This window comes from Halorubrum vacuolatum (assembly GCF_900188065.1).
Taxonomy (GTDB): Archaea; Halobacteriota; Halobacteria; order Halobacteriales; family Haloferacaceae; genus Halorubrum; species Halorubrum vacuolatum.
This window is the reverse complement of the sequence record NZ_FZNQ01000024.1, coordinates 1-25,822: the sequence shown is the minus strand read 5'-3', so window position 1 is coordinate 25,822 and position 25,822 is coordinate 1. Positions and strand designations below refer to the sequence as shown.

The window sequence follows — 25,822 nt, the reverse complement described above, 5'->3', positions numbered from 1 at the left end:
CATGTCCGACACTGACCGACCGACCGTGCTCGTCCCGCTGGAGGTACTGGAGGGGGAGTCCCTGCCCGAGGGAACCCCGCGGCTCCTCGCAAACGCACACGTCGTCCTGCTCGGCTACCACGTCATCCCGGGTCAGACGGCGACCGAACAGGCCCGTGAGCAGTTCGGCGAGCGGGCGATGAAAAAGCTCGAGGAGTTCGCGACGACGCTCACGACCGCCGGCGCGACCGTCGACACCCGGCTCGTCTTCACCCACGAGGCACAGACGACGATCGACCGGATCATCTACGAACACGACTGCCTCGCGGTGCTCGTCCCGAACGGAACGGAGGGGCTCTCGTCCGTCCTCGTCGCGGTCCGCGGGACCGTCGGGCTGGAGCGAACCGCCCGGCTCGTCGGCGGGCTCTTCGCCGACACCGACGTCGAGGTGGTTCTCTATCACATCCTCGGGGAGGACGAGAGCGAGGACGACGCGGAGACGCTGCTTGAGGGCGCGACCGGCCGGCTCGTCGACCAGGGGATGGACGCGGACGCAGTCGAGACGCTCATCGAACGTCCCGAGACGCCGATCGACGCGATCGCCCGCCACGCCGAGGATCACGGGGCGGTCGTGATGGGCGAGACGGATCCGTCGGTGACGACGTACGTCTTCGGGATGCCCTCCGAGCAGGTTGCAGAGCGGTTTCTCGGGCCGGTGCTCGTCGTCCAGCGGGAGCGTCCCGCGAGCGACGAGGCGGCGTAACCTCTCGCCGGAAGCGCCCGCTATCGGGCGATAAGCACGACGCCTAGCAGTGCGAGCAGCACCCCTGCGACCCGCGTCACCGTGACCTCGTCGCCGAGGATGGTCATGCCGATGACCGCTGCGACGACGAAATACATCGCACTGAGCGTCGAGACGACGGTCGCCGAGCCGCGTGAAAGTCCCACGTACGTCGAGATGAAGCCGATCCCGGCGAACACGCCGGCTATCGCGGCGAGCCCACCATCCCGCGGCGTGATCGAAAGCGAGGCACCCGACAGAAACACGTATCCGACCGCGAGGGTGGCCGCGACGATGTACGAGATGGCCGCTGCCGTTATGGGATCCATCGACTCCGACGCCGCGTTTCCCACGACGATCCAGATCCCCCACGAGACCATCGTCAACACCCCGAACGCCACGGCCGCGTTTACCTCAGGGACGCTCATCGCGTGTGCCTCAGGCACCCGTCGGGATAAATACTGTTGCATACGACGGTGGGAACCGTCTCTCGCTCCAACCGACCGATCCGGCGGTCATACCGTCCGTATCGATGTGGCCGTCGGCCGCCACCGCCGCGTGATAAGCGCAACCAGCATCGCCGCGGTGATCGCGAGCGGCGTGACGAGCCCGGGGGTGACGAGCACCGCGGCCATGAGCGCCGCCACGACCGCGCCGACGACGATCACGAGGGTGAACGTCGCGACCGCGGCAGCGTACTCGCCCGTCCGTCTGACGGCCTGACGCGTCAACTCGCCCCGGTCGCGCTCGGTCGTCCGCCCGTCGGGGAGCGCGGGCCGTAACTCGCCGCCTCGCCGGACGACCGGGAACCGTTCGCCGACGAGCATGTCGACGCCGCCGGGGCCGTAGCCGACCGATTCGAGCAACCGGACCAGCGGGTATGCATCCGACCATGCGTGGGGCAACTCGAACGTGAGTTCGGTCCGCTCGCCGGTGGTGAGCACCTCGATCGGCACGTGTAGCTGTCCGTCGACCTCGCGTGGGGTGGCGACGACCTCGACGACCGCCCGTCCCGCGTCGTCGGTGTGATCGTAGGTGCGGACGAGCTGTTCGGTCACGGCCTCGTCGCTCACGGGCATCCCTCCATCGGTCGCCTTCCACACGGACCTCCCGCCGTGGCGGTCACCTCGGCCGCATCGATGACGTCTCCCATTGCGTTCGTAACTAGCCGTGGCAAGGGCTCCCGCACGTTTAAAACTCACTGCGGCGAACCGTTTCGGCGGGTCGTGTCGCATCGTCCCACCTCGCGTCAGCTCGCGTCAGCTCGCGTTATCCCGCGTCAGCTCGCGTTATCCCGCGTCGCTACGCCCGTCCGCGCCGTCCGCGGCCGCCTGTGCCTCGGCGAGCGTGAACGCACCCTCGTAGAGGGCGGTTCCGACCACGACCGCGGCGGCGCCGGCCGCCTTCAGCGCGACGACGTCCTCGACGGTCGCCACGCCGCCCGAGGCGATCACGGGGATCCCGACCGCGTCCGTGATCGCCGAGACGGCCACCCGATCGATGCCCGAGAGCTGCCCCTCGACGTCGACGTTCGTGAACAGGATCGCGCCCGCGCCGAGCGACTCGTATCGGCCGGCCGCCTCGGCCGGATCGAGCCCCGTACCCTCGGTCCAGCCGGCGACGACGACCTCCCCACCCTTCGCATCGAGGCTCACGACGACGCTTCCCGGGTGCGTCTCGTCGATCCGCTCGACGATCCCGGGGTTCTCGATCGCGGCCGTCCCGAGGATCACGCGGTCGAGCCCCGCATCGAGCAGCGCTCGTGCGTCCTCGGCGGTTCGAATTCCCCCGCCGAGTTGGAGGCCGGCCTCGTCGCCGGCGGCGTCGACGACGGCCTCGATCGCGGCCGCGTTCGCCCGCTCGCCCGCGAACGCGCCATCGAGGTCCACGAGATGGAGGGTGTGTGCGCCGGCATCGAGCCAGCGACGAGCCGCCTCCACCGGGTCGCCGTAGCGTTTGCCCGTGCCGCGCTCGCCGCCGACCAGCTGGACGACCTCGCCGTCCTGAACGTCGACGGCTGGGATGACCTCGAACTCGGGAAAGTGGCTCATATCGGTCAGATCGATCGCCCGCCGATTAAGCGGGTCGGTTGTCGGTCGGAGCACATCGCGCCGCGGACACGCGAATCCCCCGTTTCGTGCGAACTGTTAACGTCGTCGAACCGTAAGATCGAGTCATGGGAACGCAAGGCCCGCAAGGTGAGATCTTCGATCCAGGAAGCCCGACCGGAGGGATGCCGGACGCGGTCTGGCAGTACCTCGCATTGGGGTTCGTGTTGATCGTGGGGGTCTCGCTTTTGAACCAGAGCCTCATGTTCGGCGTCGCCGTACTCGCGCTGTTGTTGGTGTTGGTCACCATCATGAGCGCCGTCGAGATCGTCGACGCCTACGAGCGGGAGGCGCTCACGGTCTTCGGCGAGTACCGAAAGCTGCTCGACCCCGGCGTCCATCTCATCCCGCCGTTCGTCTCACGCACCTACGCGTTCGATATGCGCACCCAGACGATCGACGTACCGAGCCAATCGGCGATCACGCGGGACAACTCGCCGGTGACCGCGGACGCCGTCGTCTACATCAAGGTGATGGACGCGAAGAAGGCCTTTCTGGAGGTCGACAACTACAAAAAGGCGGTCTCGAACCTCGCGCAAACGACGCTCCGGGCGGTCCTCGGCGACATGGAGCTCGACGACACCCTCTCGCGACGTGAGGAGATCAACGACCGGATCCACGACGAACTCGACGAGCCGACCGACGAGTGGGGGATCCGTGTCGAGGCCGTCGAGGTCCGTGAGGTGAGCCCCTCGCGGGACGTCCAGCGCGCCATGGAGGAGCAGACGTCCGCCGAGCGCCGCCGCCGGGCGATGATCCTCGAAGCACAGGGTGAGCGTCGCTCCGCCGTCGAGCGTGCGGAGGGTGACAAACAGTCGAACGTCATCCGCGCACAGGGGGAAAAACAGAGCCGCATCATCGAGGCGCAGGGTGACGCGATCTCCACCGTGCTGCGGGCGCGTGCGGCCGACTCGATGGGCGAGCGGGCGATCATCGAGCGCGGGATGGAGACGCTCGAATCGATCGGCGCGGGCGAATCGACGACGTTCGTCCTCCCACAGGAGCTTACGAGCCTCGTCGGCCGGTACGGCAAGGCCCTCTCCGGCTCCGACGTGCAGGCGATGGAGGGACTCGAGGGCAAGCAGTTCGACGAGGAGACCGAGAAGTTGCTCGGGCTCGACGACATCGAGTCCGCGTTAGAGGAGTTGGAGAGCTACGAGGACGCGGACCTCGCAGCCTCCACTGACGGCCCGCGGGAGGTCACCGACGACGAAGTCGCCCTGGAGACGGAACGGAACTGAGCGGGAACGTCGCGTTCGGGTTCGGACCCCTCGTTGTTGACGGTCCATTCGTTTCGGTATTCCCTCAGCGGTTCGTCCATCGGCGGGAGGATTTTAACGAGCGAATCCGAATAGTAGCCTCAATGATGAGTGGGCGTGATACGATAACAGGGCTCAAGGAGTCGAAGGATATCGACCTCGAAACGTTTGAAGGTCGGGTCCGTGAGGAAGGTGAGCGTCTGAAAACATATCTCGACTCGGAAACGTTCGATAACCGGCAGATCACGATCGGTCTCGAATATGAGTTTTATGCCGTCGAGACGGCCAGTGGGACGCTTCGACGGGTCCCGCGGTCCCTGTTGGAAACGCTTGGTTTTGAGCGGGAGCTGGGGTTACACAACGCCGAACTCACCTCCAGCGTGTATCCGTGTAACCACGCAGGGCTTACGGCTCTTCGGTGGGAGACGGAAGCCAAGATACGGAACCTCCAGAATCTGGCGGCTGAAGACGGGATCAGCTTCGTCAGTGACGGGATGTGGACGATCGGTCCGGCGAACGGCACCACGGAAAGCTATCTCATGGAGGCGACACACGAGGAGGGGTTGTCCCTCGCGATCAACATCAGCAACGCGGTCAGGTATCACGGCTTCGGGAGCGTCACCGAACACACGCCGGTCGGCGGCAGGATAGACCTCCCGGGGGCGACGATACGATCCGAAACGGCGGGACCGGTCAGCCTGACCAGTTCGATCCAACCGCACGTGCAACCACGGCGTGCCGATGACCTGCCGGCGTATCACAACAACGCCCTTCGTGTCGCGGGGCCGCTTCTCGCGCTCGCGGTTAACTCACCGTTTTTCCCACCCGGGCTCTATGACGACGGCGAACTGACGGATGAGTTACTACTCGAGGGGAGCCACGCGGAGAACCGGATCCCCGTCTATGAGGGGATGATGAACCCCTCCGAGGGCAGCCCAAAAGTCACATTCCCACGGGATCTCGACAGTCCACAGGAAGCCGTTGACCGAATCGTCGCCGATAAGACCATCGTCCCGGCCGTCATCGAGGAAGGGCCGCGGTTCGACGACCAGTTCGTTCACGTTCGCCACAAACACGGCAGCTTCTGGCGCTGGGTGCGACCCGTCTTCGATGGCGCGTCCGAGGTCGATGCGAACGCCCGCATCGAGTTCCGACCGCTGCCGGGACAACCGACGCTCCCCGACACGATCGCCCTCGTGGCTGCCGTCGCCGGATCGGTCATCGGACTCTCGGAGTCAGAACACCCCGTGAGTAGCCTTCGCTGGGACGTGGCACGGGAGAACTTCTACGCGGCCGCCCGCGAGGGGGTGTCGGCCGAGATGCAGTGGATAACGGCCGACGGCGAACGGGTTTCGGAGATCGACCGGCTCTATGACGACCTCTTTTCGATCGCCGTTGCCGGCCTTGAAAAGCAGGGGTTCGATACGGCCGAGGCAACCGACTGGATCGCACCCCTTCGTGACCGTGTCACAACTCAAACGTCGCCAGCGGGCTGGAAACGCCGCATCGTCGCCGGTGAACTCGAAAGCGGGAGCACCCCCGGTGAGGCCATCCACGAGGCACAGCGACGGTACCTGCGGCACCAAGCACACACGTTCTACGATGGGTCGCTCAGTGAGTGGCCGTCCGAGTGAGCCCACGGCGCGAAACTGGTCCTTTGAGCGACGCACGACAACGGCTTCACGCCCATTTCACCGGGGACACGTGTCGGGCGGAACTCGATAGGACGTCTTCGTCCTAGCTTTCACAGGCCTTGCAGTCGAGAATATCCTGACTGAACTTCTGTGCAGCGTTCACGCTATGCTGGTAATACAGGCTCTTTACACCCTTTTCCCATGCACTGATGTAGAGTTGGTTGATCTGCTTGACGCTCACCTCGGCCGGGTCAATGGAGACGTTGATGCTCTGTGCTTGGTCGATGTGTTTCTGCCGCTGTGCCGCCTGATTGATGATCGCCATCTGTGGGATCTCGGCGAACGTCTTGAACACCTCCTTTTCCTCATCGGTGAGGCAGTCGAGATGCTGCACGCTGCCGTCCTTGGCCGCGATTTCATCCCACACCTCGCGTGTGTCTTTCCCTCGTTCGGCCAGTATCGCTTGGAGGAAGCGGTTCTTCTGTGTCGCTTTGAGTTTCGCGCTGTCCCTGACGAAGTAGTTCGACTTCAGCGGCTCGACGCTCGGGCTGACCTGTCCGAGAATGACGCTGCTCGACTTGGTCGGCGCGACGGCCATGGTGGTGGTGTTCCGCCTGCCATACCCCTCAAGTACGTCGGGCTCACCGAACTCCTCGGCCAGCCGAGCGCTCTCCTCGTAGCTTCGCTCCTTGATGGTTCGGAAGACCCGCTCGTTCTTTTCCATCGCCTCCATGCTGTCGAAGGGGATCATGTTCTTTTGGAGGTAGCTATGCCAGCCGAGGACGCCGATCCCGATCGCTCGGTGTCGCTTGGCGAAGCGAACGGGCCGCTCCATGAACTGCACGCCGTCCGCCTTCCGGATGAACTCCTCCATGACGGCGTCGAGGAAGCGGGTGAGCGTCTCGACGGCATCGGTGTCTTTCCACTCGTCGAAGTGGAGCGCATTCATGCTTGAGAGACAGCAGACGAAGCTCTCAGCAGGTGTGGCCGGGAGGGCAATTTCTGTGCAGAGGTTACTAGCATTGATCTGGTAGCCCTCGTCCGTGTAGACCTGCGGCTTCCCCTCGTTCATGTTGTCCCGGAAGACGATGTAGGGAACGCCGATGTTGATCCGCGTCTCGATGATCTTGGCCCAGGTCTCCCGCTTTTCGGCGTCGCCGTCGAGCATCGCCTGGAACCACTCATCGCCGATGATGACGCCGTAGTAGATGTCCTGTACCGGGTCGCCCTCGGTCTTGATGTTTAACCACTCCTCGAGATCGTCATGTTCGACGTCGATGTAGCCGGCGAACTGGCCTCTCCGGGTTTCACCCTGGCTGACGACGTTGATGATGGTGTCGAAGAGCTGGGTGAAGTTGTAACTCCCGCTGCTCTTCCCGTTGTTGGTGATCGGAGTCCCTCGGGGACGGAGGTCGCCGAAGTAGCCGCTCGTTCCCCCACCGAGCTTGGTCATTTCACCCACCTCGGCTTGCGTATAGAGGATACTCTCCATCGTGTCCTCCATGTAGCTCCCGAAACAGCTGATGGGGAGACCCCGTTCGAGGCCGAAATTGGCCCACACCGGGCTGGCAAGGCTGTAGAACCCCCGGCTCATGTACTCGTAAAACCTGTCCGCAAACCCCTCCTCACCGAGGATCTCCTCGGCTCGCTCCGCGATCTGTCGAATGCGCTCTTCGGGCTCGACGCCTTCGAGGAGGTATCCCTCCGTGAGGAACTCCCTGCTGTTTTGATTGAGCCAGTAGAACGGTTCTTCGTGCTGCTCTTTGACGGTCTTTCGTGCTTGCTGTGACATTTAGAACATATCCTCCGCGGTGACGCTCTGGGTGTGTTTGTTGTACGTGGTGGATCGCTTGCTGAAGAAGTCGTTATCCTTCGTCATCATGATGTCCTCATCGAACCAGCGTGTCTCTTCAAGCAGGTCGGCGTCTGTCTCGAAGATCGGATCGACGCCGACGTTTTCGAGGCTCCGATTGAACCGGTCCCGAAGGAACGCGTCGACGTGCTCTCTGGGTAGGAACGCCAGCTCGCCGTCTTCAAATATCCAATCGAGGATCTCGGTTTCGGCCTCGTACGCCTGCTGGCACGCCTGCGTGACCTCCTCCTCGAAGTCCTCATCGAAGAGATCCGGGTTCTCCTCCCGAATGGTCTCGACGAGTTCGACGCCGAACAGGCCGTGGATCTGTTCCTCCTTGCTGGTTGCCTCGACGGCGTTCGCGATCCCCTTGAACTTCTTTTCGTGCTTGTCGAAGCTCGTCATGATAAGGAACTGGCTGAACAGCGAGACGTGCTCGATGAACGTACTGAAAAGCAGGATGCTCATCACGTACTCCCGTTTGTCGTCGCGTTTCGCCCGCTGCAGGTACGCATCCAGATATTCGATACGGGCCGTGATCGCCGGCTCTTCGGTCACCTGTTCGAAGTCGTCCGTAATCCCGAGTACATCAAGGAGGTGGCTGTAGGCATCCATGTGCCGGACTTCGCTCTCCGCGAAGGTCATGCCCACACTGCCGATCTCGGCTTTGGGCATCTCCTCGTAGATGTCCGACCAGAACGTCTTCACCTGCACCTCGATCTGGGCGATGGCCAACATGGTCCGCTTGATGACCGTCCTCTCGGCGGCGGTTGTGTTGACCTTGTAATCCTGCACGTCACCCTCGAAGTTGAACTCGGTATGCACCCAGTAGCTGTTTCGAATCGCCTCGACGTAGTCGAGAAAGTCCCTGTACTCGTAGGGTTTGAGTTGTGTTCGCTCCTCGAAGATGTCCGTGTCCGTTTCTATGCCTGCATCAGCCTGTGGGCTCGAAGGTTTACCCTTACTCATTCGTTGTCACCGTGTGTTTCATTGGTATCCTTTGTACGTCGTCGACCCGCGTGAGCACGAGGCACCTGGTGCCCGAATCGTCCCCACCGGACGCGGCCGCGAATCTGAAGCGAACCGTATCACCTGTGACCCACTCTATCCCCTTAATTATTACCAACAAGATTGCAGTAGAACAAGCTTGATTTAGATAATGGCGAACGGACACCGTTGTAATGGATCGAACGGTGCAGGACTCATCCTAACACGACCTCAGGGGCGCCAGCTGTTGTCACCGGCTGCCCAGAGCAACGCGATGGCGACGCCGCCACCGAGGAGTCCGGCGAGGGTCGCAAACGCGGCCGCGGGCGTCAACGCGATGCTGGCGAGAACGAGAACAGTCCCAGCAAGCAGCGTCACGGTATCCCCTTTTAATGAGCCGAGGACGACCGGCGCAAGCGCGGCACCGACGAGCGCGCCGCCGATGACGAACGATGTCACGCCCGAAAGCAGGACGCCGAGATCCAGCGAGGAGAGGGTCGCCGGATCCAGTCCCTCCGTCGATCCACTGACGCCGAACCCTATCCCGACCGCGACGCCGATTGCCGGGGCGACGAGGCTCCAACGCGGTGCGAGCGCTCGTCCGGACAGCGCAGACCCACCCGAGACGAGTAGGATGGCCCCGGCGGCGACGCTTGCGGGCGCGGCGAGCGCGAGCAACGATCCCGGTTCGGCGACCGTCGGAGTCGACATCGGCACGGCAGCCGCCCGCAACAGAAACGGCCCCGCTAAAAAACCCACCGCAAGCGCCACGAACATCGCGCCACGCACGCGACGAGGAAGGGTGACCATACGGATCGGACGGGTCGCCTGGAGTTAAATAGGTCCGGCAGATGGTTCCGACTTCTCGCCGCCATGGCTCTCCTCCTCGTTATTGGTCCCTTGCTGGTGCGTGCTTCAAACGGTAACCGATGCCCGGTCGCCGCTCACGGAGACGGTCACCCGTTCCGGCGGCCCCCGCTCGTCCGCCAGCCTGATGAACAGCGTGTGCGCCACCGGATCCTCCTCGTGCCGGGTCCCGACCTCGCTGGCCGAGATACGCAGCGCGTGTTCCCCCGTGCGACTCACGGAGGCGAGCCGGAAGTCGACGGATGGCGGGGCCAGTCGCTGTGCGACGAGCAAGACCGCGTCGCCGCCGTCATCGACGAACGCCGTCTCCGTGACGAACTCGCGGGCGGCCTCCGCGTCATCGACCATCGCGTCGGTAGCGGTCTCCGCACCCGTGTACGCCCGTGCGTGGGTCTCGACGTCCATGGGCGCGCTCACGATGCTTTCTGACTCGACGAGGGGATCCGTCTCGAAATATCGACTCCGCACGTCGATATCGCGTGGGGTGGAGGCGGCGACGTCGTGGATGCGGTCGACACACCCGGCCGTAGCGACGGCGAGGGTTCCGATCACGACGCCACGACGCTTCATTGGCCGCGGTCAGCGCCGGGTCCTGAAAAACTCCCCGCTACGCGTTACACGCGCCGATAATCGGCGCCTCCATGCGGGTCGCCGCGCGGAGCGTCACTCCTCGACCGGCGGTGCCGGCACGCCGTCGTCGCCCCGATCGATCTCGAAGGACCGCTTCAGCTCCGCGATCCGGTCACGAATATCCGCGGCGAGTTCGAACTCCAGGTTGCTCGCCGCCTCGTTCATCTTCGCCTCCAACGTCTCGATCTGCGCGCGGGCCTCCTCCTCGTTCTCGACGTCGCCGACGCGCACGCCGCCGGTGTCCGTCTTCGAGCCGGGGAGGTTCGTCTCGCCGACCGGCTTCTCGATCGTCGTCGCCTCCAAGCCGTGTTCCTCGTTGTACGCGAGCTGGATCTCCCGGCGGCGGCTCGTTTCGTCGATCGCCGCCCGCATCGAGTCGGTCACCTCGTCGGCATAGAGGACGACCGTCCCGTTCACGTTGCGGGCGGCCCGCCCCATCGTCTGGACCAGCGTCGTCGTCGATCGGAGGAAGCCCTCCTGGTCGGCATCGAGGATCGCCACGAGGCTCACCTCCGGAATGTCGAGCCCCTCCCGCAGGAGGTTGATCCCGACGAGCACGTCGATGGTGCCTAAGCGGAGGTCGCGGATGATCTCGTGGCGTTCGAGCGTGTCCGTCTCGTCGTGCATATACGCGACGTCGATCCCGGCCCCCTCGAAGTACTCCGTGAGGTCCTCGGCCATCCGTTTCGTGAGCGTGGTCACAAGCACGCGCTCGTCGCGTTCGATCCGCTCGTCGACGCGCGAGAGGAGGTCCTCGACCTGTCCGGTCGCCTCCGTCACCTCGACCTCGGGGTCGACGAGGTGGGTCGGCCGAACGATCTGTTCGACGATCCGCTCGGAGTGCTCCCGCTCGTAGTCGCCGGGCGTCGCCGAGACGTACAGCGCCCGATCCGTCTTCGCCTCGAACTCCTCGAAGGTGAGCGGCCGGTTGTCGTAGGCGGTCGGCAGCCGAAAGCCGTTCTGCACGAGCGAGTCCTTCCGGGACTTGTCGCCGGCGAACTGGCCCTTTATCTGTGGGAGCGTCTGGTGGGACTCATCGACCACGACGAGGAAGTCGTCGGGGAAGTAATCGAGCAGGGTGTAGGGGGCGTCACCGGGCTCGCGATCGTCCATGTGGACCGAGTAGTTCTCGATGCCCGAACAGTAGCCGGCCTCCCGGAGCATCTCGACGTCGAAGGTCGTCCGCTCTTCGATCCGCTGGGCGGCGACGAGGTCGCCCTGCCGCTCGAAGTGTCGCACGCGTTTCTCCATCAACTCCTCGATCTCGGCGATCGCCTGCTCCAACTTCGCCTCAGGGATCGAGTAGTGTTCTGCCGGATGGATCATCGTCCCCGGCTCCTCGCTCACCACCTCCCCTTTTAACGGATCGACCTTGAGCATCCGATCGATCTCCTCGCCCCAGAGCTCGATGCGAACCGCGTAGCGGCCGTACATCGGGTAGACCTCAATGGTGTCGCCGCGCACCCGAAACGTGCCCTGCGTGAAGTCGACGTCGTTGCGCTCGTAGTTGAGGTCGACGAGCGTGGTTAAAAGCGCCTCCCGACCCACCCGATCGCCCACCTCAAGCTCCAGGGCCATCTCGCGATAGTTCGCCGGATCGCCGAGGCCGTAGATGGCCGAGACGGAGGCGACGACGATGGTGTCCTCACGGGTTAAAAGCGACCGTGTCGCGGAGTGGCGCAGGCGGTCGATCTCCTCGTTGATCGACATCTCCTTGTCGATGAAGGTGTCCGTCTGTTCGACGTACGCCTCCGGCTGGTAGTAGTCGTAATAGGAGACGAAGTACTCGACGGCGTTGTCCGGAAAGAGTTCGCGGAACTCCTCGTAGAGCTGCGCGGCGAGCGTCTTGTTGTGGGCCAACACGAGCGTCGGACGATCGAGTTCCTCGATCACCCACGAGACGGTGTTGGTCTTCCCCGAGCCGGTCACCCCGAGGAGGGTCTGTTTCTTCGCGCCCGACTCATACCCATCGACGAGCGCCTCGATCGCCTCGGGCTGGTCGCCTGCGGGCTCGAACGGGGCGTCGACGCGAAAGGGCCTGTCGACGGTCGGGCGGTCCTCCGAGAGGGGGGAGTCGGCGTCGCTCACGATGGGCGGTGTAGACGGTCCAGCCACTTGAGCGGCGCGCCCGCGGGCGTCGGTGACTTTTCGCTGCGAACTTCCCCGTGCGTTTCAATGCGCCCCGTGGCCGCTTGGATCGTCGCGGTTGGCGGCACCTGTTGGATCGTCGCGGTCGACGGTATCTGATGGCTCGCCGCGGTCAGCAGTATCCACCGCCGTCGATTCGGCCTCACCCGCTTCCTCCTCCACCCGGATCAGGTTTAATTCGCCCGAGAGCCGGGTCGCCAACTCGGCGACGATGGCGACGACGAGCGGGCCGGCGATGATACCGATCGGCCCGACGGTGAGCACCCCGCCGACGAAGCCGATGAAATACAGCGTCGAGGGCAACGCGGCCGTCTCGGAGGCCAGTCGTGGCCGAATAAGGATGTCCGGCGTCGCCGCGATCACGGCCCCGCCGACGACGAGGATCCCGACCGCGCCGGCGACATCGCCGAGGGCGACCTCATACAGCGTGAGTCCGACGACGAGCACGCTCGGCCCGAGCACCGGGATGAACTGGAGGATGCCGGCGAGCGTCGCCAACGCGATCGGCGAGGGATAGCCGAAGAGGATGAACACCGGGAGCGCGAGCAGAAACGTCGCCGCGCCGGTCGCCACCTGCACGACGTAGAGGCCATAAAGCGTCTCGCTCGCGCGATCGTGAAGCGCCTCCGCGAGGTCACGGTGGCCGACCGGCACGAGCGCGAGGACCGCCCGACGCGTCCGCGACCGGTGATACAACAGCCCGTAGACGACGAACGCGAAGAGAACGAGTTTGATCAGGAGCACCGGCGCGGCGGCGACCACCGCGGTCGTCGCGGCGACAAGCCACTCGACGACGACCGCACTCACCTCCGCGGTGACGACGGTGTACTCGAAGCCGCCGGCCGACAGCGTCACCGACTCGGGGATCGATTCGAGAAAGCGGATCGCCTCGTCGAGCCGGACGACGAGGACGACGACGAACGGGATGATGAGCGCCACGACCGCGAGGAACGCGAGGGCCGAGGCGAGCCCGGCAGACAGCCGTCGTGAAAGCCCGCGTCGTCGGAGCCGCTCGCGAACGGGACCGAGGACGTATGCGACCGTCATCGCGAAGAAGACGGTCGCGACGACCTCCCTGAGGAGGAACACCGCGGCCGCCCCCGCGAGCACCATCGCCCCGCCGAGGACGTATCGTCGGTCCGTCATGGCGATGCCCACGGCGGCTGTGGATTAAAAGCCGCCGCCGAAACACCGGGGCCGCCGTCGATCATCACATCCCGGGGAACGCCATCGATCAGCCGATCCACCCGCCGAATGGACGCTCCGACCAGATCCCCTGTTCGACGTCGAGCCACGCGACGACGACGACGTGCGGGAGCGTCATCGCCGCAATGGCGACGAGCGCGACCGCGAGGAGGCTCCCGCCGTCTGCGACCCCCGCGGGGACCGCGACGGCGACGAGCCCCACGACGACGTAGCCGCCGAGCGTGAGCGGCGCGGCGTCGCGCGCGAACCGCCCGAGCGCGACCCGCGGCTCCCCGCGAGCCATCGCCGTCGCCGCCCGTTCGTCAACGAGGATCAGCCGTCCGACGTGTCTGAGCGCGTGCCACGCGCCGAAATAGACGCCGACGGCGAACACCGGGGCCGCGAGACTGAACCACGCCCACAACACGCCGACCTCGCCAATGTCCCGAAGCCACCCACGACGCGAGGCGCCGCCTCGAACGCGGACGTACCCGACCCCGGCCGAGAGGAGGGTCGCCGCGATCATCACGCCGCCGACACCGAGCCGAACGGAATCAGTAAAGAGCGGATCGACCGCGCTGCTCGCGGCCGCGGCGTCGACGACGAACAAGCCGACAACCCACTCCGCGACGAGACGATACTCCGCTGGCTGTGCGACGAGCGGGACGCCCATCGGGAGCCCGCCGCGCACGAATCCGCTCAACGCCCGTTCGGTCGGGGTCCGGAGATGTTCGACGCCGGCGACGGCGAGCGCGGCCACGTCCCCCTGCCCCCAGTGCAGCCACGTCAGCGCGATGAAGCCGACGAAGGCGGCGACGGGCGCGAGAAAGAACCCGAGGACGACCGCCGCACCCAAGACGGCGTAGACGACGGAGACGACGGCGATGGAGCGGAGAAGCGACGTCGAGGCCGCCCGGAACGGGACGAGGTGATCGACCGCACCGTGGGCCATCCCGGTCGTGAGCGTCCCCAGCGCGAACGCGATCAGTCCGATCTCCACCGGAAACGAAGGGGTCACCGCGGCGATCGGGAGCACCGCCAACAACGCGATCGCCGGCAGTCGCGCGAACCATCGGTCGACCGCGCGGGCCGCGGCGTCTCGCTCACCCATTCCCCGTCCCCGGCCGATCACCGCCGTCCGCGACCGGCTCGGTCACGATATCGGCCGCCGGATCGAGCCGGTCGAGCACCGCCTCCCATCCCGTCTCCCGACGATCGTTCCAGTCGAGCACCCACTCGAACAACACCAGCCCGTTCACCGTCATGAGGCTGGCAGAGGCGAAAAAGAGCGCCTCCTCGATCGGCAGCCCGAGCGGCGTAACGCCCGTCGTGAACTCCGTGGAGATCACCCAGGTCCCCATCTCGATGGCGATCCGATCGACGACCCAGAAGTAGACGGAGGGCACGAGCGTCGCCGACAGCCACATCGGCGCGGTGCGGATCAGGTAGCCGCCGCCGACGCCCCACTGTAGCGCGAGCACCGGCCCGACCCACGCGATCAGCCCGCCGAGATAGCGGTAGGAGGCGTCGAGGGTGACGAGCCACAGCCCCACCAGACAGAGCCCGATCCCGACGACGACGCCGGCGATCCGTGGTGCCCGCGCGAAGTCGCCCTCCCGAAACGTCGGATCGAAGCCGATCCGGTGGAGGACGAACGCGACGATGACCGTCTGGATCGCGAAATAGAGGTACTCGCCGAGCGGGATCGAGAGGACCCGAAACAGGACCGCGCCCTCGCCGTACCACCAGACACCCGTGCGGATCATGTAGCTTCCCCACGGGGTCGTGTATATAAACGCGATGACGACGAGGATCACGATCCCGACGGCCGACCGCCGCCGTCGCACGCGGTCGTATCGGGGCGCGAGATACCACGTCAGCAGTATCACCGGGAGGCTGAAGACGAGATGATACTGGAGATACGTCAGGGTCGGGATCACGGCACCACCCCGTCAGTGACGTCCATGTCCGTCAGTTCGTCCCGAGCCCGTTTAAAAAGACACCCGATCGTGGTCAGGGATCCGGCGGCTCCGTCGACCCGACGCAGTGTCCGGATCACCGCTTCGTGAGAACCCCGTACCCCTCGAACACCTTCCCGAGGCGGAACATGGAGGCGACGACGGCGTCACAGACCGACCGAACCGCCGACTTCGGCATGAAGCCGACGGCGAGGCCGGCCACCTCCAGCATCGGGAGGTCGTTCGCGCCGTCGCCGATCGCCACCGTCAGCTCCATCGGCACGTCGAGGTCGTCCGCGAGCGCCGCCAACGCGTCGTCTTTGGTCCCCTCGATGAGCGGCCCCTCGGCCTCGCCGGTGAGCGCGCCGTCCGCGAGCGGGAGCCGATTGGCGACGATCGAGTCGGCCTCGACGCCCTCGCGTTCCAGCGCTCGCTCCACGCCCCGCTCGAACCCCCCGGTCAGCACGGCGACGTGATGGCCCTCCGCCTGGAGCCGCTCGATCAGCTTCGCCGCGCCCGGACGGAGTCGGACCGCGTCGTACGCCTCCTCGACGGCGTCCTCCTCCAGCCCGCCGAGCAGCTCGGCCCGTCGATACAGGCTCTCAGCGTAGCTCAATTCGTCGTTCATCGCCCGCTCCGTGATCTCCGCCACCTCGTCGGCGACGCCGGCGCGTTCGGCCAAAAGCACCGTCATCTCCGAATCCGAGAGCGTCCCGTCGAAGTCGAACGCGATCAGTCGCATACACTACCTTCCCCAGCGGCCGTCTTGTAAGTGCCCGATCCGTTCGGGGAGTCCCACTCCTCGGCGGCCCGTCCCGACGGGCTTTTTCGTCGCCCGATCGGATCGCCGCGTATGAACCGCGCCGCGCTCGAGGTCGAGGACCTCCTCAAGATCGTGCTCGGACTCGTGATCCTGTGGCTTCTTCTGGAGATCATCGGGAGCCTGTTGAGCATCACGCTCACCCTGTTCAACGCGTTGCCGACGCTCATCGGCCTCCTCATCGTCGTCCTGATCGTGCTGTGGCTCACCGATCGGATCTGAGGCGATGTTCAGCCTCAACGTCCCGCTTCCGCCCGCGATCGACCGGATAGCGGCCGATCTCCACCCGAAACTCACGGGTTTCGACCGGGTTCGTGAGCGGCACACGCTCGTGGCGAAGCGGGTCGACGCCCGCGACGTTCCCGGGACCGGTGGGGGTCCACATCCCGGGTCCAAGGACGTCGCGCTCGCGGCCCTCCGCGAGGAACTCCGGCCCCTCCTGGCCGGCACCACCCCGTTCACCGTCACGGTCGATGGGCTCGGGACGTTCGAGCGGCCCGCGGCGGGCCCCGGCCCCGTCGTCTACCTCTCCGTCGAGAGCGACGCCCTTCGTCGACTTCATCGGCGGCTCTGTGCGAGCTTCGATCCCGTTGATGGTATCGAGGGCGACGACTATATACCCCATATTACCCTCGCACGAGGAGGATCGGCGGCAGCCGTCGAATCCCTCCTCGATACACCGTTCGACACCGTCTCGTGGCGCGTCCACGAGTTCGAACTCTACGACCCCGAGTTTCGCGAGGTCGCCGGACGGGTTCGTCCATAGGTGGCCGCCGTCCCTCTCGCCCGTCCTCTCAGTTGTCGGAACGCGGCGTGACCCGCATCGGCACCGGGTGATTCGGATGCATCGTGAGCGACCCGCGGAGCGTGAGCTCGGGCCCCTCGTATGCCAACCGATACTGCGAGCAGACCCGTGCGAGGATGAGTTTCGCCTCCAGCAGCGACAGGGCCTTCCCGATGCAGTGGCGCGGACCGCCGCCGAACGGGAAGAACGCGAACCGCGGCCGGTCAGCGCGTCGTTCGGATCGCCACCGGTCCGGGTCGAACGCCTCCGGGGCATCGTACCACCGCGGTGAGCGGTGGATCGCCCACTGTGACAACATGATCGCTGCACCCTCCGGGATCCGATACCCCCCGAGTTTGACATCCAGCTTCGGCTCGCGGAACATCGTGTACACCGGCGGATAGAGCCGCATCGCCTCGTTGAGCACGCGCTCCGTCTCGGTCATTCCGCGCGCGTCCATCGCGTCCGGTGGACCGTCGGCGACCGCCTCGTCGGCTTCGGCTTCGACCCGTTCGCGAATGTGGGGATGCTTCGAAAGCAGGTAGAACGTGTACGTGAGCGTCAACGCCGTCGTGTCGTGGCCGGCGAGCAGCATCGTCACGAGTTCATCGCGCAGGTTCTTCTCGGTCTGCTCGCCGCGATCGTACGCACGTAACAGGACCGAAAGGAGGTCCATCGGGAGGCCCCCGTCGGGATCGCCCGCCGGTCCCCGAACGGCGATACCGTCCGTACCCGCCGGGTCGATGTCGGGGTCGTACTCGGTCCCACGGCGACGGGCGACGATGTCGTCGATGAGGTCCTCCAGCGTCGCGATCGCGGCGTCGAACTCGCGGTTCTCGCGGGTCGGCACCCAGTTCGGGATCAAAAATCGACGCGGGTCGGGTTCGAAGCGTGCTCCGAGCGGCTCCAAGTTCTCCTGAACGGTTCGCACCTCCTCCTCGGTGATGTCGGTCCCGAACATCGCCGAGACGATGATCCGGACGGTGAGGCGAGCGACCTCCAGCTGGACGTCGATGACGTCGCCGGGTTCCCAACCGGCCATCTGATCGTCGGTGTGTTCGACCATCGTGCCCGCCAGCGCGCCGATCCGGCGGGTGTGAAACGAGGGGTTTGCGAGCCGACGCTGTCGCTGCCACGTCTCCCCCTCGCTCAACAGGAGCCCGTCGCCGAGCAGGGTTCCGATCGCGTCGTCGCCGAAGGACGGTTTTCGATATTTTTCCGCGTCGGCGACGAGCACGCGCTCGATATCGCGAGGATTCGTGAGCATGTACGTCTCCAGCGGTCCGAGGTCGAACCTGACGACGTCGCCGTAGCTATCGGCACACGCGCGGATGAACGTAAACGGGTCATCGGCGTACTGTCGGGCGTTTCCGAACAGGGGGTCGCCGATCGGCCCGGGGGGCGTCACGGACATATGAGAACTGAGGGATGCGTCGGGTTAAACGTTCGGCGCGACACGGTTCACAAGGCTTCGCTGAACGGGCTCAATCGTCGGCATCGAGGCGTTCGACGCGGGCGATCAGCTCCTCGACGGCGGCCTCCTGTTGGCTGGTCGCCGCGACGATCCGTTCGGTCGCCGTCTCGGTCCGGTCTGACCGTTCCCTGACCGCCTCCAACGTGGCCGTCAGCTCCTCGACCGTGGCGGCTTGGTCATCGGTGGTTCGGGCCACCTCCGCGACGCCGTCCGCGGCCTCCTCGACCGCATCGGCGATCTCCGCGAGTGAATCCAAGACGGATTCGATCTGTTCGCCGGCGTCGGCGATCCGGTCGTGTGACCGTCCGACCGCCTCGGAGGTCTCATCCGATTGTGCCTGCAGCTCGGCGAGGCTCGCGGTGATCTCCTCGGTATGACTCCGGGTTTCATCGGCAAGCTTCTTCACCTCCTCGGCGACGACGGCGAAGCCGTCCCCACCGTCGCCGGCGCGGGCCGCCTCGATGTTGGCGTTGAGCGCGAGGAGGTTGGTCTGTTCGGCGACCTCGGAGATGACCTCGATCACCTCCTCGATATCGTCCATCCGCGCGGAGAGCTGGCCGACGCTCTCGACCAACTCGTCGCCGATTTCGACGACATCCTGGGTCGCCTCCCTGGCGTCCTCGCTGGCATCCAACCCCTCCTCCGCGGCGGCGCTCGCGGCGGAGGCCGCATGATCGACTTGGTCGGCGGTGGCCGCGACCTCCTCCATCCCCGCCGAGAACGACTGCATCTCCGAGACGCCCTCGGTTATCAGATCGTTCTGATCCTCGACGTTGCTTGCGATGGTGCTTGCCGCCTCGGTGGCTTCCTCGACCGTTTCATCGAGTTCACGCGCCTTTCGATCGACGCTCCCCGCGAGTTCGTCGAGGTTCGATGCCATCCGGTTGACCACCTCGACGACGGCCGTGATCTCGTCGTCGAGGTGGGCGAACGAATCGTGACACTCCGCCCGTGCGCCCAAGTTCCCCGAACCGATGGACTCCGCAGTCCCGCGGATCTCGGTGACGAGCGCGTGGATCGCGTCGCGCTCGTTCACGTTCTCCGTCCGATCGATGACGACCTCCGCGACCCCGACGAGTTCCTCGCCGTCGTACAGCGGCGTCGCTGCGAATTCGATATGGACCTCATCACCCCGACGGTTCATCATCGTCGAGGAATCACGATATCTCGTTCGTTCCGCGTCGACCCGCTCGACGCCGTACTCTCTATCCGCCGTTTCCGGCGCCTCGATCACCTTGTCGGCGAGGGTGGCTGCACGGCGCCCGTCGTGATAAAATAGCTCCGAGACGTGGCCGTGTCCGATCGCCTCCTCCCGGCTTACACCCGTGAGGCCGACCATCGCCTCGTTCCATTCGGCGACGTTGCCGTCGCGGTCGAGGATGAAGGTGGGTACCCCGAGAGCGCTGAAGATCTGCTCGAACCCGGCCCCGCCCAGGGTTCCTGCCCGATCGACTCCCTCCTCGTCGGTCACCATGTGCTGCTCGTCGTCCGCCACCGTCGCTCCCCCGACGGCCGCTTCCTCGGACGCCTCCACGACGACCCCACCATCGGGTATCGATCGCTCGTCATTCGCCGTCCCAAGTAGTCGTTTGAGCCCCGTGAGCAGGCTTCTCATGATCTCGCGTGTACGTCTCGAAAGACGATCCTTAATTCAACGGCTCCAATATTCAAACGAGATAACCGGCCGCGCCGGCGGTCGGCCCCGTAGCGTTCAAACCCGCCCGAGCGTTACCGTTCAGTGATGGAGGCCGTCGACGTTCGTGATCACGCCGCGACGCTTCCGCGTGATCCCGGCGTCTATCAGTTCCGATCGGGTGATACCACGCTCTATGTGGGGAAGGCAGTCGATCTCCGATCACGGGTTAGTTCGTACGCGGAGCCACGCTCCGACCGCATTCGTGGCATGGTTTCGCGGGCCGACGACATCGAGTTCGCGGTGACGGACACCGAGACGCAGGCGCTCTTACTCGAGGCGAACCTGATCAAACGCCTCCAGCCGCGGTATAACGTCCGACTGAAAGACGATAAGTCGTATCCGTTGGTCGGGTTCACGGATCACGAGGTCCCACGGATCGAGATCACACGTGACCCCGATGAGGGGGCGGTCGCCTATGGTCCGTTCACGAACAAGGGGCGCGTCGAGGCCGTCGTGAAGGCGGTTCGGGAGGTCTACCGACTCCGTGGCTGTTCGGATCACAAGTACGCCGGCCGTGACCGCCCCTGTCTCGATTACGAGATGGGGATTTGCTCGGCCCCCTGTACGGGCGAGATCGATCCGGAAACGTACGCCGAGGACGTGGCGGCGGCCAGACGGTTCTTTGAGGGTGAAACCGGTGTCCTCGCCGAACCGATCCGCCGACGCATGGAGGCAGCGGCTCAAAATGCCGCGTTTGAACGGGCTGCAACCCTCCGCGACCGGCTCGAAGCGATCGAGGCCTTCCACGGTGACGGCGGGGAGGCGGTGGCGGACCGGTCGGACGATCGGACCGTCGATGTCCTCGCGGCGGCCGTCGAAGGGAGCGTCGCTCGAGTCGCCCGACTTCATAGCGAGCGGGGGCAGCTGGTCGATCGAAGCCGACATCGGCTCGATGCAGCCGTTCGCGCTCCCCGAGGCGGTGAGAAATCCCCGGACGATGAACGGGGACACGGCGACTCGTCCGGCGTCGACATTCCCACGAGCGACGACGTGAACACGCCGGCCGCGGTGCTCTCCGCGTTCCTCACCCAGTACTACGCGGAGCGTGAGTTCCCCGATACGGTCCTCCTCGCGGAACGTCCGGATGATCCGGACGTCGTCGAGTGGCTCGAACGCGAGGGCGTCACCGTTCGGGTTCCCGGAGCCGGCCGCGAGGCGAAACTCGTCGAGCTGGCGCTCAAGAATGCCCGCAGACGGACCGGGCGTGATGACCCGGTCGCCGCGCTCGGCGATCGTCTTGGGATCGCTCGGCCGGATCGGATCGAGGGATTCGACGTGAGCCACGCCGGCGGCACGGCAGTCGTCGGCTCCAACGTCCGGTTCGTCGATGGGCAGGCGGAGACCGCCGGGTATCGACGCAAGCGTCTCACCGAACGCAACGACGACTACGCGAACATGCGCCAGCTGATCCGATGGCGTGCGATGCGCGCGACGGAGGGTCGCGATGACCGCTCCGATCCGGATCTGTTGCTCATCGACGGTGGCAAGGGTCAGTTGGCCGCGGCACGGGACGCCCTCGCGGAGACCGGCTGGGATGTCCCGACCGTCGCGCTCGCGAAGGCCGAGGAGCTGGTGATCACGCCGGCTGGACCGCGCCGATGGCCCACGGACGCGCCCGAACTCCACCTGCTCCAGCGCGTTCGTGACGAGGCACACCGCTTCGCGGTGCAGTATCACCAGACGCTTCGCGACGAGGTCAAGACCGTGCTCGATGACGTTCCCGGGGTCGGTCCCGAAACCCGGGCCCGGCTGCTCGGTCGGTTCGGGTCCGTCGAAAACGTGCGGGAGGCATCGATGGACGACCTGACCGATGTCGACGGTGTGGGTGAAATCACGGCTCGGCGGCTCCGTGAACGCCTCTGACTGATGATGGCTGACAGGCGGCGATCCGTTGCCCGGGACGACTGCCGCACGACCGCCCCCCGCCCCGGGGCCGTAGTTAGGTCACGGAGATGCTGGCCGCGCTATCGGATATAAAGGATCGTGGTGACCCCGGATGTATTCGACGGCGACACCCGACGTTATAACGTTCCGTGTCGACACGTGCCCTATGGATCAGATCTCCTTCGGCACGGATGGCTGGCGGGCGACGCTCGACGTCTTCACCGACGATCGGGTTCGGATCGTCGGTCAGGCGGTTGCCGATCACCTCACGGCTGCGGGCCACGATGAACCAGTTGCGGTCGGCTACGATGCCCGCGAAACCTCGGAAGGGTTCGCCGAGAGCTTGGCGGAGGTGCTCGCAGGTAACGGATTCGACGTCCTTCTGCCCGAGCGCGACGTTCCCACCCCGACGGTCGCCTACGGTATCGTCGCCGAGGGGCTCGCCGGCGCATGTATGGTCACCGCCTCCCACAACCCCCCCGAGTATAACGGGGTGAAATTCATCCCAAGCGATGGGGCTCCGGCGCTGCCCGAAGTGACGGAAGATGTCGTTTCACGGCTCGCCGAACCGGATCTGCGTCCCGAATCCGAGTGGGGCGAGATCCGTCGGCACGATTTCATTACCCCGCACGCCGAGGCGGCGACCGACCTCATCGACGCCGACCTCTCGGGGCTCACCGTCGCCTACGACGCGATGCACGGCAGCGGTCGCGGGGTGACGGATGCGTTGTTGGAGGCGGCAGGTGCGGAGGTGAAACGACTTCGCTGTGAACAGGATCCAACCTTCGGCGGCGAACCGCCGGAGCCGAACGCGGAGCATCTCGGGGAATTGGCCGAGGCGGTAGCCGAAGGCGACATCGACCTCGGGATCGCCAACGACGGCGACGCCGACCGGATCGCTATCTGTACCCCCGATCGCGGCGTTCTCGACGCCAACCTGTTTTATGTGGCCTGTTATGATCGACTTTTAGAGGAGGACTCCGGTCCCGCGATCCGGACGGTCTCGACGACGTTCCTCGTTGACCGCCTCGCGGAGGCGCACGGGCAGGAAGTCTTCGAGACACCGGTCGGGTTCAAGTGGGTCGCGGAGGCGATGGCGGACCACGACGCGCTCTTCGGCGGCGAGGAATCCGGCGGGTTCACGCTTCGTGGACACGTCCGCGAGAAGGATGGGGTATTGATGGCGCTGCTCGCCGGCGCGGCCGAAGTCGCGGAACCCTTTGATCAACGGGTCGATCGCCTCACCGCGGAGCACGGTCGCGTCGTCGCCGATAAGATCTCGGTGGCGTGTCCGGACGAACGGAAACAGGGCGTCCTCTCGGAGTTGGAGGATCACATTCCGGAGAGCGTTGCCGGACAGGGCGTCGCGAAGGTGGTCACCCTCGACGGATTTAAACTGCTCTTGGACAACGGCTCGTGGTTGCTCGTCCGACCGTCCGGAACCGAACCGGTGTTGCGTGTGTACGCCGAGGCGGGCGATGAGGCCGCCGTTGAGGAGTTGCTCGCGGCGGGACGTGAGATCGTCGAACCGCTCATCTGATCCGGTTCCGACCGGCCCGATTGGGTGGCTTTTTAGGTGATACCGCCGTAGCCCGTCATATATGTTCAAGGCCATCGTGAGCGCGTCCACGCTGCAGGACGCGCTCGACTCGGTGAGCGTGCTGGTCGACGAGTGTAAGATCCGCTTGAACGAGGAGGAGCTCTCCATTCGTGCCGTCGATCCCGCCAACGTTGGGATGGTCGATCTCACGCTCGAGGCCGCCGCGTTCGAGTCGTACAGCGCCGACGGCGGCGTCATCGGCGTCAACCTCGCCCGTCTCGAGGACATCGCCGGCATGGCGGCCTCCGGCGACCTCGTTCATCTCGAACTCGACGAGGAGACCCGGAAGCTCCACATCGAGATCGACGGGCTCTCGTACACGCTCGCGCTCATCGATCCCGACTCGATCCGGCAGGAACCGGACATTCCGGAACTCGACCTTCCCGCCGAGGTCGTCGTCGAGGGCGCGCAGTTGAATCGTGGCGTGAAGGCCGCGGACATGGTGAGCGATCACATCCGTCTCCGCGTCGATGAGGCCGAGGAGTCCTTTTATATCGAGGCCGAAGGCGACACCGACGATGTCGACTTGAAGCTGACGCGTGAGGACCTCATCGCGTTCTCGCCCGGCCCAGCCGACTCGCTCTTCTCGCTCGATTACCTCAAGGACATGAACAAGGCGATCCCCGCGGACGCCGAGGTAACCGTCGAACTCGGCGAGGAGTTCCCCGTCAAACTCCACTACGGGTTCGGCCAGGGGCTCGGGCAGGTCACGTTTATGCTGGCTCCCCGCATCCAGAGCGACTGATCGCACGCCCGCGCCGAGGGCGCTCGTTCGTCCGCACGGCCTCCCGGACGCCCGTTCGGAACTACCCGTCCATTTCCCGTTGATCAGTGCCGGTTTCACCGCGCAGCGGCACGTGCATCCTCATTCGGGTACCTCGCGGTTCGCGCTCTTCGTATTCGACCGTCGCGCCGAGGGCGGCCGCTGCCCATTCGACGATCCAGAGGCCGAGCCCGGAGCCGTGTTCGAGTGCGGTTTCCTGTCCGGCTTCGATCGCCTGGAGCTCGTGATCGGGGATCCCGGGACCGTCGTCCTCGACCGTACACACGAGCGTCGCCGCCGATGGGACGGACTCATCACCATCCGCTCGCTCGACTCGAAGCGCCACCCGGATCCACGGGCTCCCATTTCCGTTCGTGCATCCATGGCCATCGTGGTGTTCAACGGCGTTCTCGACCGTGTTCGTGAGGGCCGCGCGGAACGCATCTTCACGGATATCGAGGGTCGGATCGTCGATATCGCTCACGTATTCGATGACTGCGTCGGGGTGTCGTTGCCGGGCGTCGTCGATCGTCGAACCGGCGAGTGCATCGATATCGACCGGCGCGGGATCGACCTCCGAAAGCAGCGTTTCGACCGTGTTCGCTTTGTCCCCGAGCGTCGCCAGCGCGCCCGCTCGTCGTTCGATCGCATCGGCCATTCTCCGGAGTTCGGGGTCCTCAAGCTGGTCGACGAGGAGTTCGCCGTAGCCATGAACGACGCCGGCGTCATTTCGGAGGTTGTGTCTCAGGATCCGATTGAGCACCTCCAGTTGTTGGCGTCGGCGTTCACGTTCGGTCACATCGGAGAGGACGACCGTATAACCCACCTCGATTCCTCGTGGGTCCGCGAGCACTGACACCGAAACCGCGTATATTCGTCGCTCACGGTCGACGGTGAGCGTGACCTCGTTGGTCTCCGTCGCGCTGTCGGTCTCGTCACTCGCTCGTCCGTCCGGAACATCGACCGAGAGGAACTCGGTTATCGGCCGGTTTCGAGCATCCTCGGCTTGCATCCCCAATACGGTCTCCGCGGCGGGGTTGAGGCTGACGATTCGGCGATCCGGCGCGAGCGCGATGACCGGGTCGGCGAGGTCGTTGATCGCGGTTCGTTCGGCCGCCCGGCTCGTCGTCGGATATCGCTCGAACATCTCCGCGCGGTTGAACGCGTAGGCATCCAGGAGCGCATGTGGAATGAACATGATCGGCGCGAGCTGAATCTGTGGAGCCGGCCCGAGTTCGAGCGTCCATGCGACGAGCGCCAACCCCGGAGGCAGCGTACTCAACGCGACCGCGGCGCTCTCCGCACGATAGAGCGGTCCTTGACATCCTCCCCGCGCTGAAGCGCGAGGATTCCCACGTTGGGATATTGTGGTTTACGACGTCACCTGTTCTTGAGGTGCGAATGCACCAGTTT

22 protein-coding genes and 1 pseudogene are annotated in these 25,822 nt (G+C 65.3%); 8 read left to right on the top strand and 15 right to left on the bottom strand.

Going from position 1 to position 25,822, the window contains the following annotated elements; genetic code table 11:
• The first annotated feature begins 1 nt into the window (after nt 1).
• The gene (locus CHB65_RS14770) at nt 2–742 is read left to right on the top strand and encodes a universal stress protein (RefSeq protein ID WP_089385802.1); all 741 of its coding nucleotides are present in this window, start codon (nt 2–4) and stop codon (nt 740–742) included.
• A 20-nt stretch (nt 743–762) separates the two neighbouring features.
• Here the strand turns inward: CHB65_RS14770 and CHB65_RS14765 are convergent, their stop codons facing one another.
• The 3 genes from CHB65_RS14765 to hisA all read right to left on the bottom strand — a co-directional run bounded on the left by CHB65_RS14765 (nt 763) and on the right by hisA (nt 2,811).
• Nucleotides 763–1,188, bottom strand: coding sequence for a DMT family transporter (locus tag CHB65_RS14765; protein WP_089385801.1), 426 nt, complete (start codon nt 1,186–1,188; stop codon nt 763–765).
• Nucleotides 1,189–1,275: 87 nt separating this feature from the next.
• Nucleotides 1,276–1,833 carry a hypothetical protein gene (locus tag CHB65_RS14760; protein ID WP_143420445.1) on the bottom strand — a complete coding sequence of 186 codons (558 nt, stop codon included), beginning with the start codon at nt 1,831–1,833 and terminating at the stop codon, nt 1,276–1,278.
• Nucleotides 1,834–2,049: 216 nt separating this feature from the next.
• Nucleotides 2,050–2,811: a 1-(5-phosphoribosyl)-5-[(5-phosphoribosylamino)methylideneamino]imidazole-4-carboxamide isomerase gene (hisA, locus tag CHB65_RS14755; RefSeq protein ID WP_089385799.1), complete on the bottom strand. Its 762-nt coding sequence runs from the start codon at nt 2,809–2,811 to the stop codon at nt 2,050–2,052.
• 125 nt (nt 2,812–2,936) lie between these two features.
• Between hisA and CHB65_RS14750 the strand changes: the two genes are divergently transcribed.
• Together CHB65_RS14750 and CHB65_RS14745 are read left to right on the top strand one after the other, a co-directional pair.
• Nucleotides 2,937–4,109, top strand: a complete 1,173-nt coding sequence (locus CHB65_RS14750; protein ID WP_089385798.1) for an SPFH domain-containing protein — start codon at nt 2,937–2,939, stop codon at nt 4,107–4,109.
• 125 nt (nt 4,110–4,234) lie between these two features.
• Nucleotides 4,235–5,761 (top strand): hypothetical protein, encoded by a 1,527-nt coding sequence (locus CHB65_RS14745; protein ID WP_143420444.1) that lies wholly within the window; start codon nt 4,235–4,237, stop codon nt 5,759–5,761.
• Nucleotides 5,762–5,864: 103 nt separating this feature from the next.
• Here CHB65_RS14745 and CHB65_RS14740 read toward each other — a convergent pair whose 3' ends face one another.
• The 9 genes from CHB65_RS14740 to serB form a co-directional block, all read right to left on the bottom strand.
• Nucleotides 5,865–7,553 (bottom strand): ribonucleoside-diphosphate reductase subunit alpha, encoded by a 1,689-nt coding sequence (locus tag CHB65_RS14740; protein ID WP_089385796.1) that lies wholly within the window; start codon nt 7,551–7,553, stop codon nt 5,865–5,867.
• Entirely contained in the window at nt 7,554–8,582 is a 1,029-nt protein-coding gene (locus tag CHB65_RS14735; protein ID WP_089385795.1) for a ribonucleotide-diphosphate reductase subunit beta, read from the bottom strand.
• Nucleotides 8,583–8,831: 249 nt separating this feature from the next.
• Nucleotides 8,832–9,410 carry a hypothetical protein gene (locus CHB65_RS14730; RefSeq protein WP_089385794.1) on the bottom strand — a complete coding sequence of 193 codons (579 nt, stop codon included), beginning with the start codon at nt 9,408–9,410 and terminating at the stop codon, nt 8,832–8,834.
• Nucleotides 9,411–9,515: 105 nt separating this feature from the next.
• Complete coding sequence (locus tag CHB65_RS14725; protein ID WP_089385793.1) at nt 9,516–10,037, bottom strand: hypothetical protein; 522 nt, start codon at nt 10,035–10,037, stop codon at nt 9,516–9,518.
• A gap of 93 nt (nt 10,038–10,130) precedes the next feature.
• Nucleotides 10,131–12,185 (bottom strand): excinuclease ABC subunit UvrB, encoded by a 2,055-nt coding sequence (gene uvrB / locus CHB65_RS14720; protein ID WP_089385792.1) that lies wholly within the window; start codon nt 12,183–12,185, stop codon nt 10,131–10,133.
• 84 nt (nt 12,186–12,269) lie between these two features.
• Nucleotides 12,270–13,391: an AI-2E family transporter gene (locus CHB65_RS14715; RefSeq protein ID WP_089385791.1), complete on the bottom strand. Its 1,122-nt coding sequence runs from the start codon at nt 13,389–13,391 to the stop codon at nt 12,270–12,272.
• Between the two features lie 88 nt (nt 13,392–13,479).
• A complete protein-coding gene (locus CHB65_RS14710) occupies nt 13,480–14,541 on the bottom strand; it encodes a Brp/Blh family beta-carotene 15,15'-dioxygenase (RefSeq protein WP_089385790.1) in 1,062 nt (353 codons plus the stop codon).
• On the bottom strand, nt 14,534–15,370 hold the full coding sequence (locus CHB65_RS14705; protein WP_089385789.1) for a lycopene cyclase domain-containing protein: 837 nt from the start codon (nt 15,368–15,370) through the stop codon (nt 14,534–14,536). The genes CHB65_RS14710 and CHB65_RS14705 overlap by 8 nt, the downstream gene beginning before the upstream one ends.
• 115 nt (nt 15,371–15,485) lie before the next feature.
• Complete coding sequence (serB, locus tag CHB65_RS14700) at nt 15,486–16,130, bottom strand: phosphoserine phosphatase SerB (protein WP_089385788.1); 645 nt, start codon at nt 16,128–16,130, stop codon at nt 15,486–15,488.
• 111 nt (nt 16,131–16,241) lie between these two features.
• On the opposite strand from serB, the gene CHB65_RS14695 reads away from it, so the two are divergent.
• Nucleotides 16,242–16,430: a DUF7554 family protein gene (locus CHB65_RS14695; RefSeq protein ID WP_089385787.1), complete on the top strand. Its 189-nt coding sequence runs from the start codon at nt 16,242–16,244 to the stop codon at nt 16,428–16,430.
• Between the two features lie 4 nt (nt 16,431–16,434).
• Nucleotides 16,435–16,974: a 2'-5' RNA ligase family protein gene (locus tag CHB65_RS14690; RefSeq protein WP_089385786.1), complete on the top strand. Its 540-nt coding sequence runs from the start codon at nt 16,435–16,437 to the stop codon at nt 16,972–16,974.
• A gap of 28 nt (nt 16,975–17,002) precedes the next feature.
• On the opposite strand, the gene CHB65_RS14685 is transcribed toward CHB65_RS14690, so the two are convergent.
• Nucleotides 17,003–18,406: a cytochrome P450 gene (locus CHB65_RS14685; protein ID WP_089385785.1), complete on the bottom strand. Its 1,404-nt coding sequence runs from the start codon at nt 18,404–18,406 to the stop codon at nt 17,003–17,005.
• Nucleotides 18,407–18,476: 70 nt separating this feature from the next.
• Complete coding sequence (locus CHB65_RS14680) at nt 18,477–20,081, bottom strand: methyl-accepting chemotaxis protein (RefSeq protein ID WP_089385784.1); 1,605 nt, start codon at nt 20,079–20,081, stop codon at nt 18,477–18,479.
• 126 nt (nt 20,082–20,207) lie between these two features.
• On the opposite strand from CHB65_RS14680, the gene CHB65_RS14675 reads away from it, so the two are divergent.
• From CHB65_RS14675 to CHB65_RS14665, 3 genes are all read left to right on the top strand, one after another.
• Complete coding sequence (locus tag CHB65_RS14675) at nt 20,208–22,025, top strand: excinuclease ABC subunit C (protein ID WP_089385783.1); 1,818 nt, start codon at nt 20,208–20,210, stop codon at nt 22,023–22,025.
• Nucleotides 22,026–22,212: 187 nt separating this feature from the next.
• On the top strand, nt 22,213–23,586 hold the full coding sequence (locus CHB65_RS14670) for a phosphoglucomutase/phosphomannomutase family protein (RefSeq protein ID WP_089385782.1): 1,374 nt from the start codon (nt 22,213–22,215) through the stop codon (nt 23,584–23,586).
• Nucleotides 23,587–23,647: 61 nt separating this feature from the next.
• Nucleotides 23,648–24,391, top strand: a complete 744-nt coding sequence (locus tag CHB65_RS14665) for a DNA polymerase sliding clamp (protein WP_089385781.1) — start codon at nt 23,648–23,650, stop codon at nt 24,389–24,391.
• Nucleotides 24,392–24,452: 61 nt separating this feature from the next.
• Here the strand turns inward: CHB65_RS14665 and CHB65_RS14660 are convergent.
• Nucleotides 24,453–25,727, bottom strand: a pseudogene (locus CHB65_RS14660) (ATP-binding protein); the annotation flags it as partial.
• Between the last annotated feature and the right edge of the window lie 95 nt (nt 25,728–25,822).

Bases quoted from the DNA above. Each gene is read 5' to 3' on its own strand.
- CHB65_RS14745 (WP_143420444.1), top strand. From the start codon at position 4,235: ATGAGTGGGCGTGATACGATAACAGGGCTCAAGGAGTCGAAGGATATC.
- CHB65_RS14710 (WP_089385790.1), bottom strand. From the start codon at position 14,541: ATGGGTGAGCGAGACGCCGCGGCCCGCGCGGTCGACCGATGGTTCGCG.
- CHB65_RS14665 (WP_089385781.1), top strand. From the start codon at position 23,648: ATGTTCAAGGCCATCGTGAGCGCGTCCACGCTGCAGGACGCGCTCGAC.
- CHB65_RS14685 (WP_089385785.1), bottom strand. From the start codon at position 18,406: ATGTCCGTGACGCCCCCCGGGCCGATCGGCGACCCCCTGTTCGGAAAC.
- CHB65_RS14725 (WP_089385793.1), bottom strand. From the start codon at position 10,037: ATGAAGCGTCGTGGCGTCGTGATCGGAACCCTCGCCGTCGCTACGGCC.
- CHB65_RS14715 (WP_089385791.1), bottom strand. From the start codon at position 13,391: ATGACGGACCGACGATACGTCCTCGGCGGGGCGATGGTGCTCGCGGGG.
- hisA (WP_089385799.1), bottom strand. From the start codon at position 2,811: ATGAGCCACTTTCCCGAGTTCGAGGTCATCCCAGCCGTCGACGTTCAG.
- CHB65_RS14695 (WP_089385787.1), top strand. From the start codon at position 16,242: ATGAACCGCGCCGCGCTCGAGGTCGAGGACCTCCTCAAGATCGTGCTC.
- CHB65_RS14770 (WP_089385802.1), top strand. From the start codon at position 2: ATGTCCGACACTGACCGACCGACCGTGCTCGTCCCGCTGGAGGTACTG.
- serB (WP_089385788.1), bottom strand. From the start codon at position 16,130: ATGCGACTGATCGCGTTCGACTTCGACGGGACGCTCTCGGATTCGGAG.
- CHB65_RS14765 (WP_089385801.1), bottom strand. From the start codon at position 1,188: ATGAGCGTCCCTGAGGTAAACGCGGCCGTGGCGTTCGGGGTGTTGACG.
- CHB65_RS14670 (WP_089385782.1), top strand. From the start codon at position 22,213: ATGGATCAGATCTCCTTCGGCACGGATGGCTGGCGGGCGACGCTCGAC.
- CHB65_RS14730 (WP_089385794.1), bottom strand. From the start codon at position 9,410: ATGGTCACCCTTCCTCGTCGCGTGCGTGGCGCGATGTTCGTGGCGCTT.
- CHB65_RS14680 (WP_089385784.1), bottom strand. From the start codon at position 20,081: ATGAGAAGCCTGCTCACGGGGCTCAAACGACTACTTGGGACGGCGAAT.
- CHB65_RS14740 (WP_089385796.1), bottom strand. From the start codon at position 7,553: ATGTCACAGCAAGCACGAAAGACCGTCAAAGAGCAGCACGAAGAACCG.
- CHB65_RS14750 (WP_089385798.1), top strand. From the start codon at position 2,937: ATGGGAACGCAAGGCCCGCAAGGTGAGATCTTCGATCCAGGAAGCCCG.
- CHB65_RS14690 (WP_089385786.1), top strand. From the start codon at position 16,435: ATGTTCAGCCTCAACGTCCCGCTTCCGCCCGCGATCGACCGGATAGCG.
- CHB65_RS14675 (WP_089385783.1), top strand. From the start codon at position 20,208: ATGGAGGCCGTCGACGTTCGTGATCACGCCGCGACGCTTCCGCGTGAT.
- CHB65_RS14735 (WP_089385795.1), bottom strand. From the start codon at position 8,582: ATGAGTAAGGGTAAACCTTCGAGCCCACAGGCTGATGCAGGCATAGAA.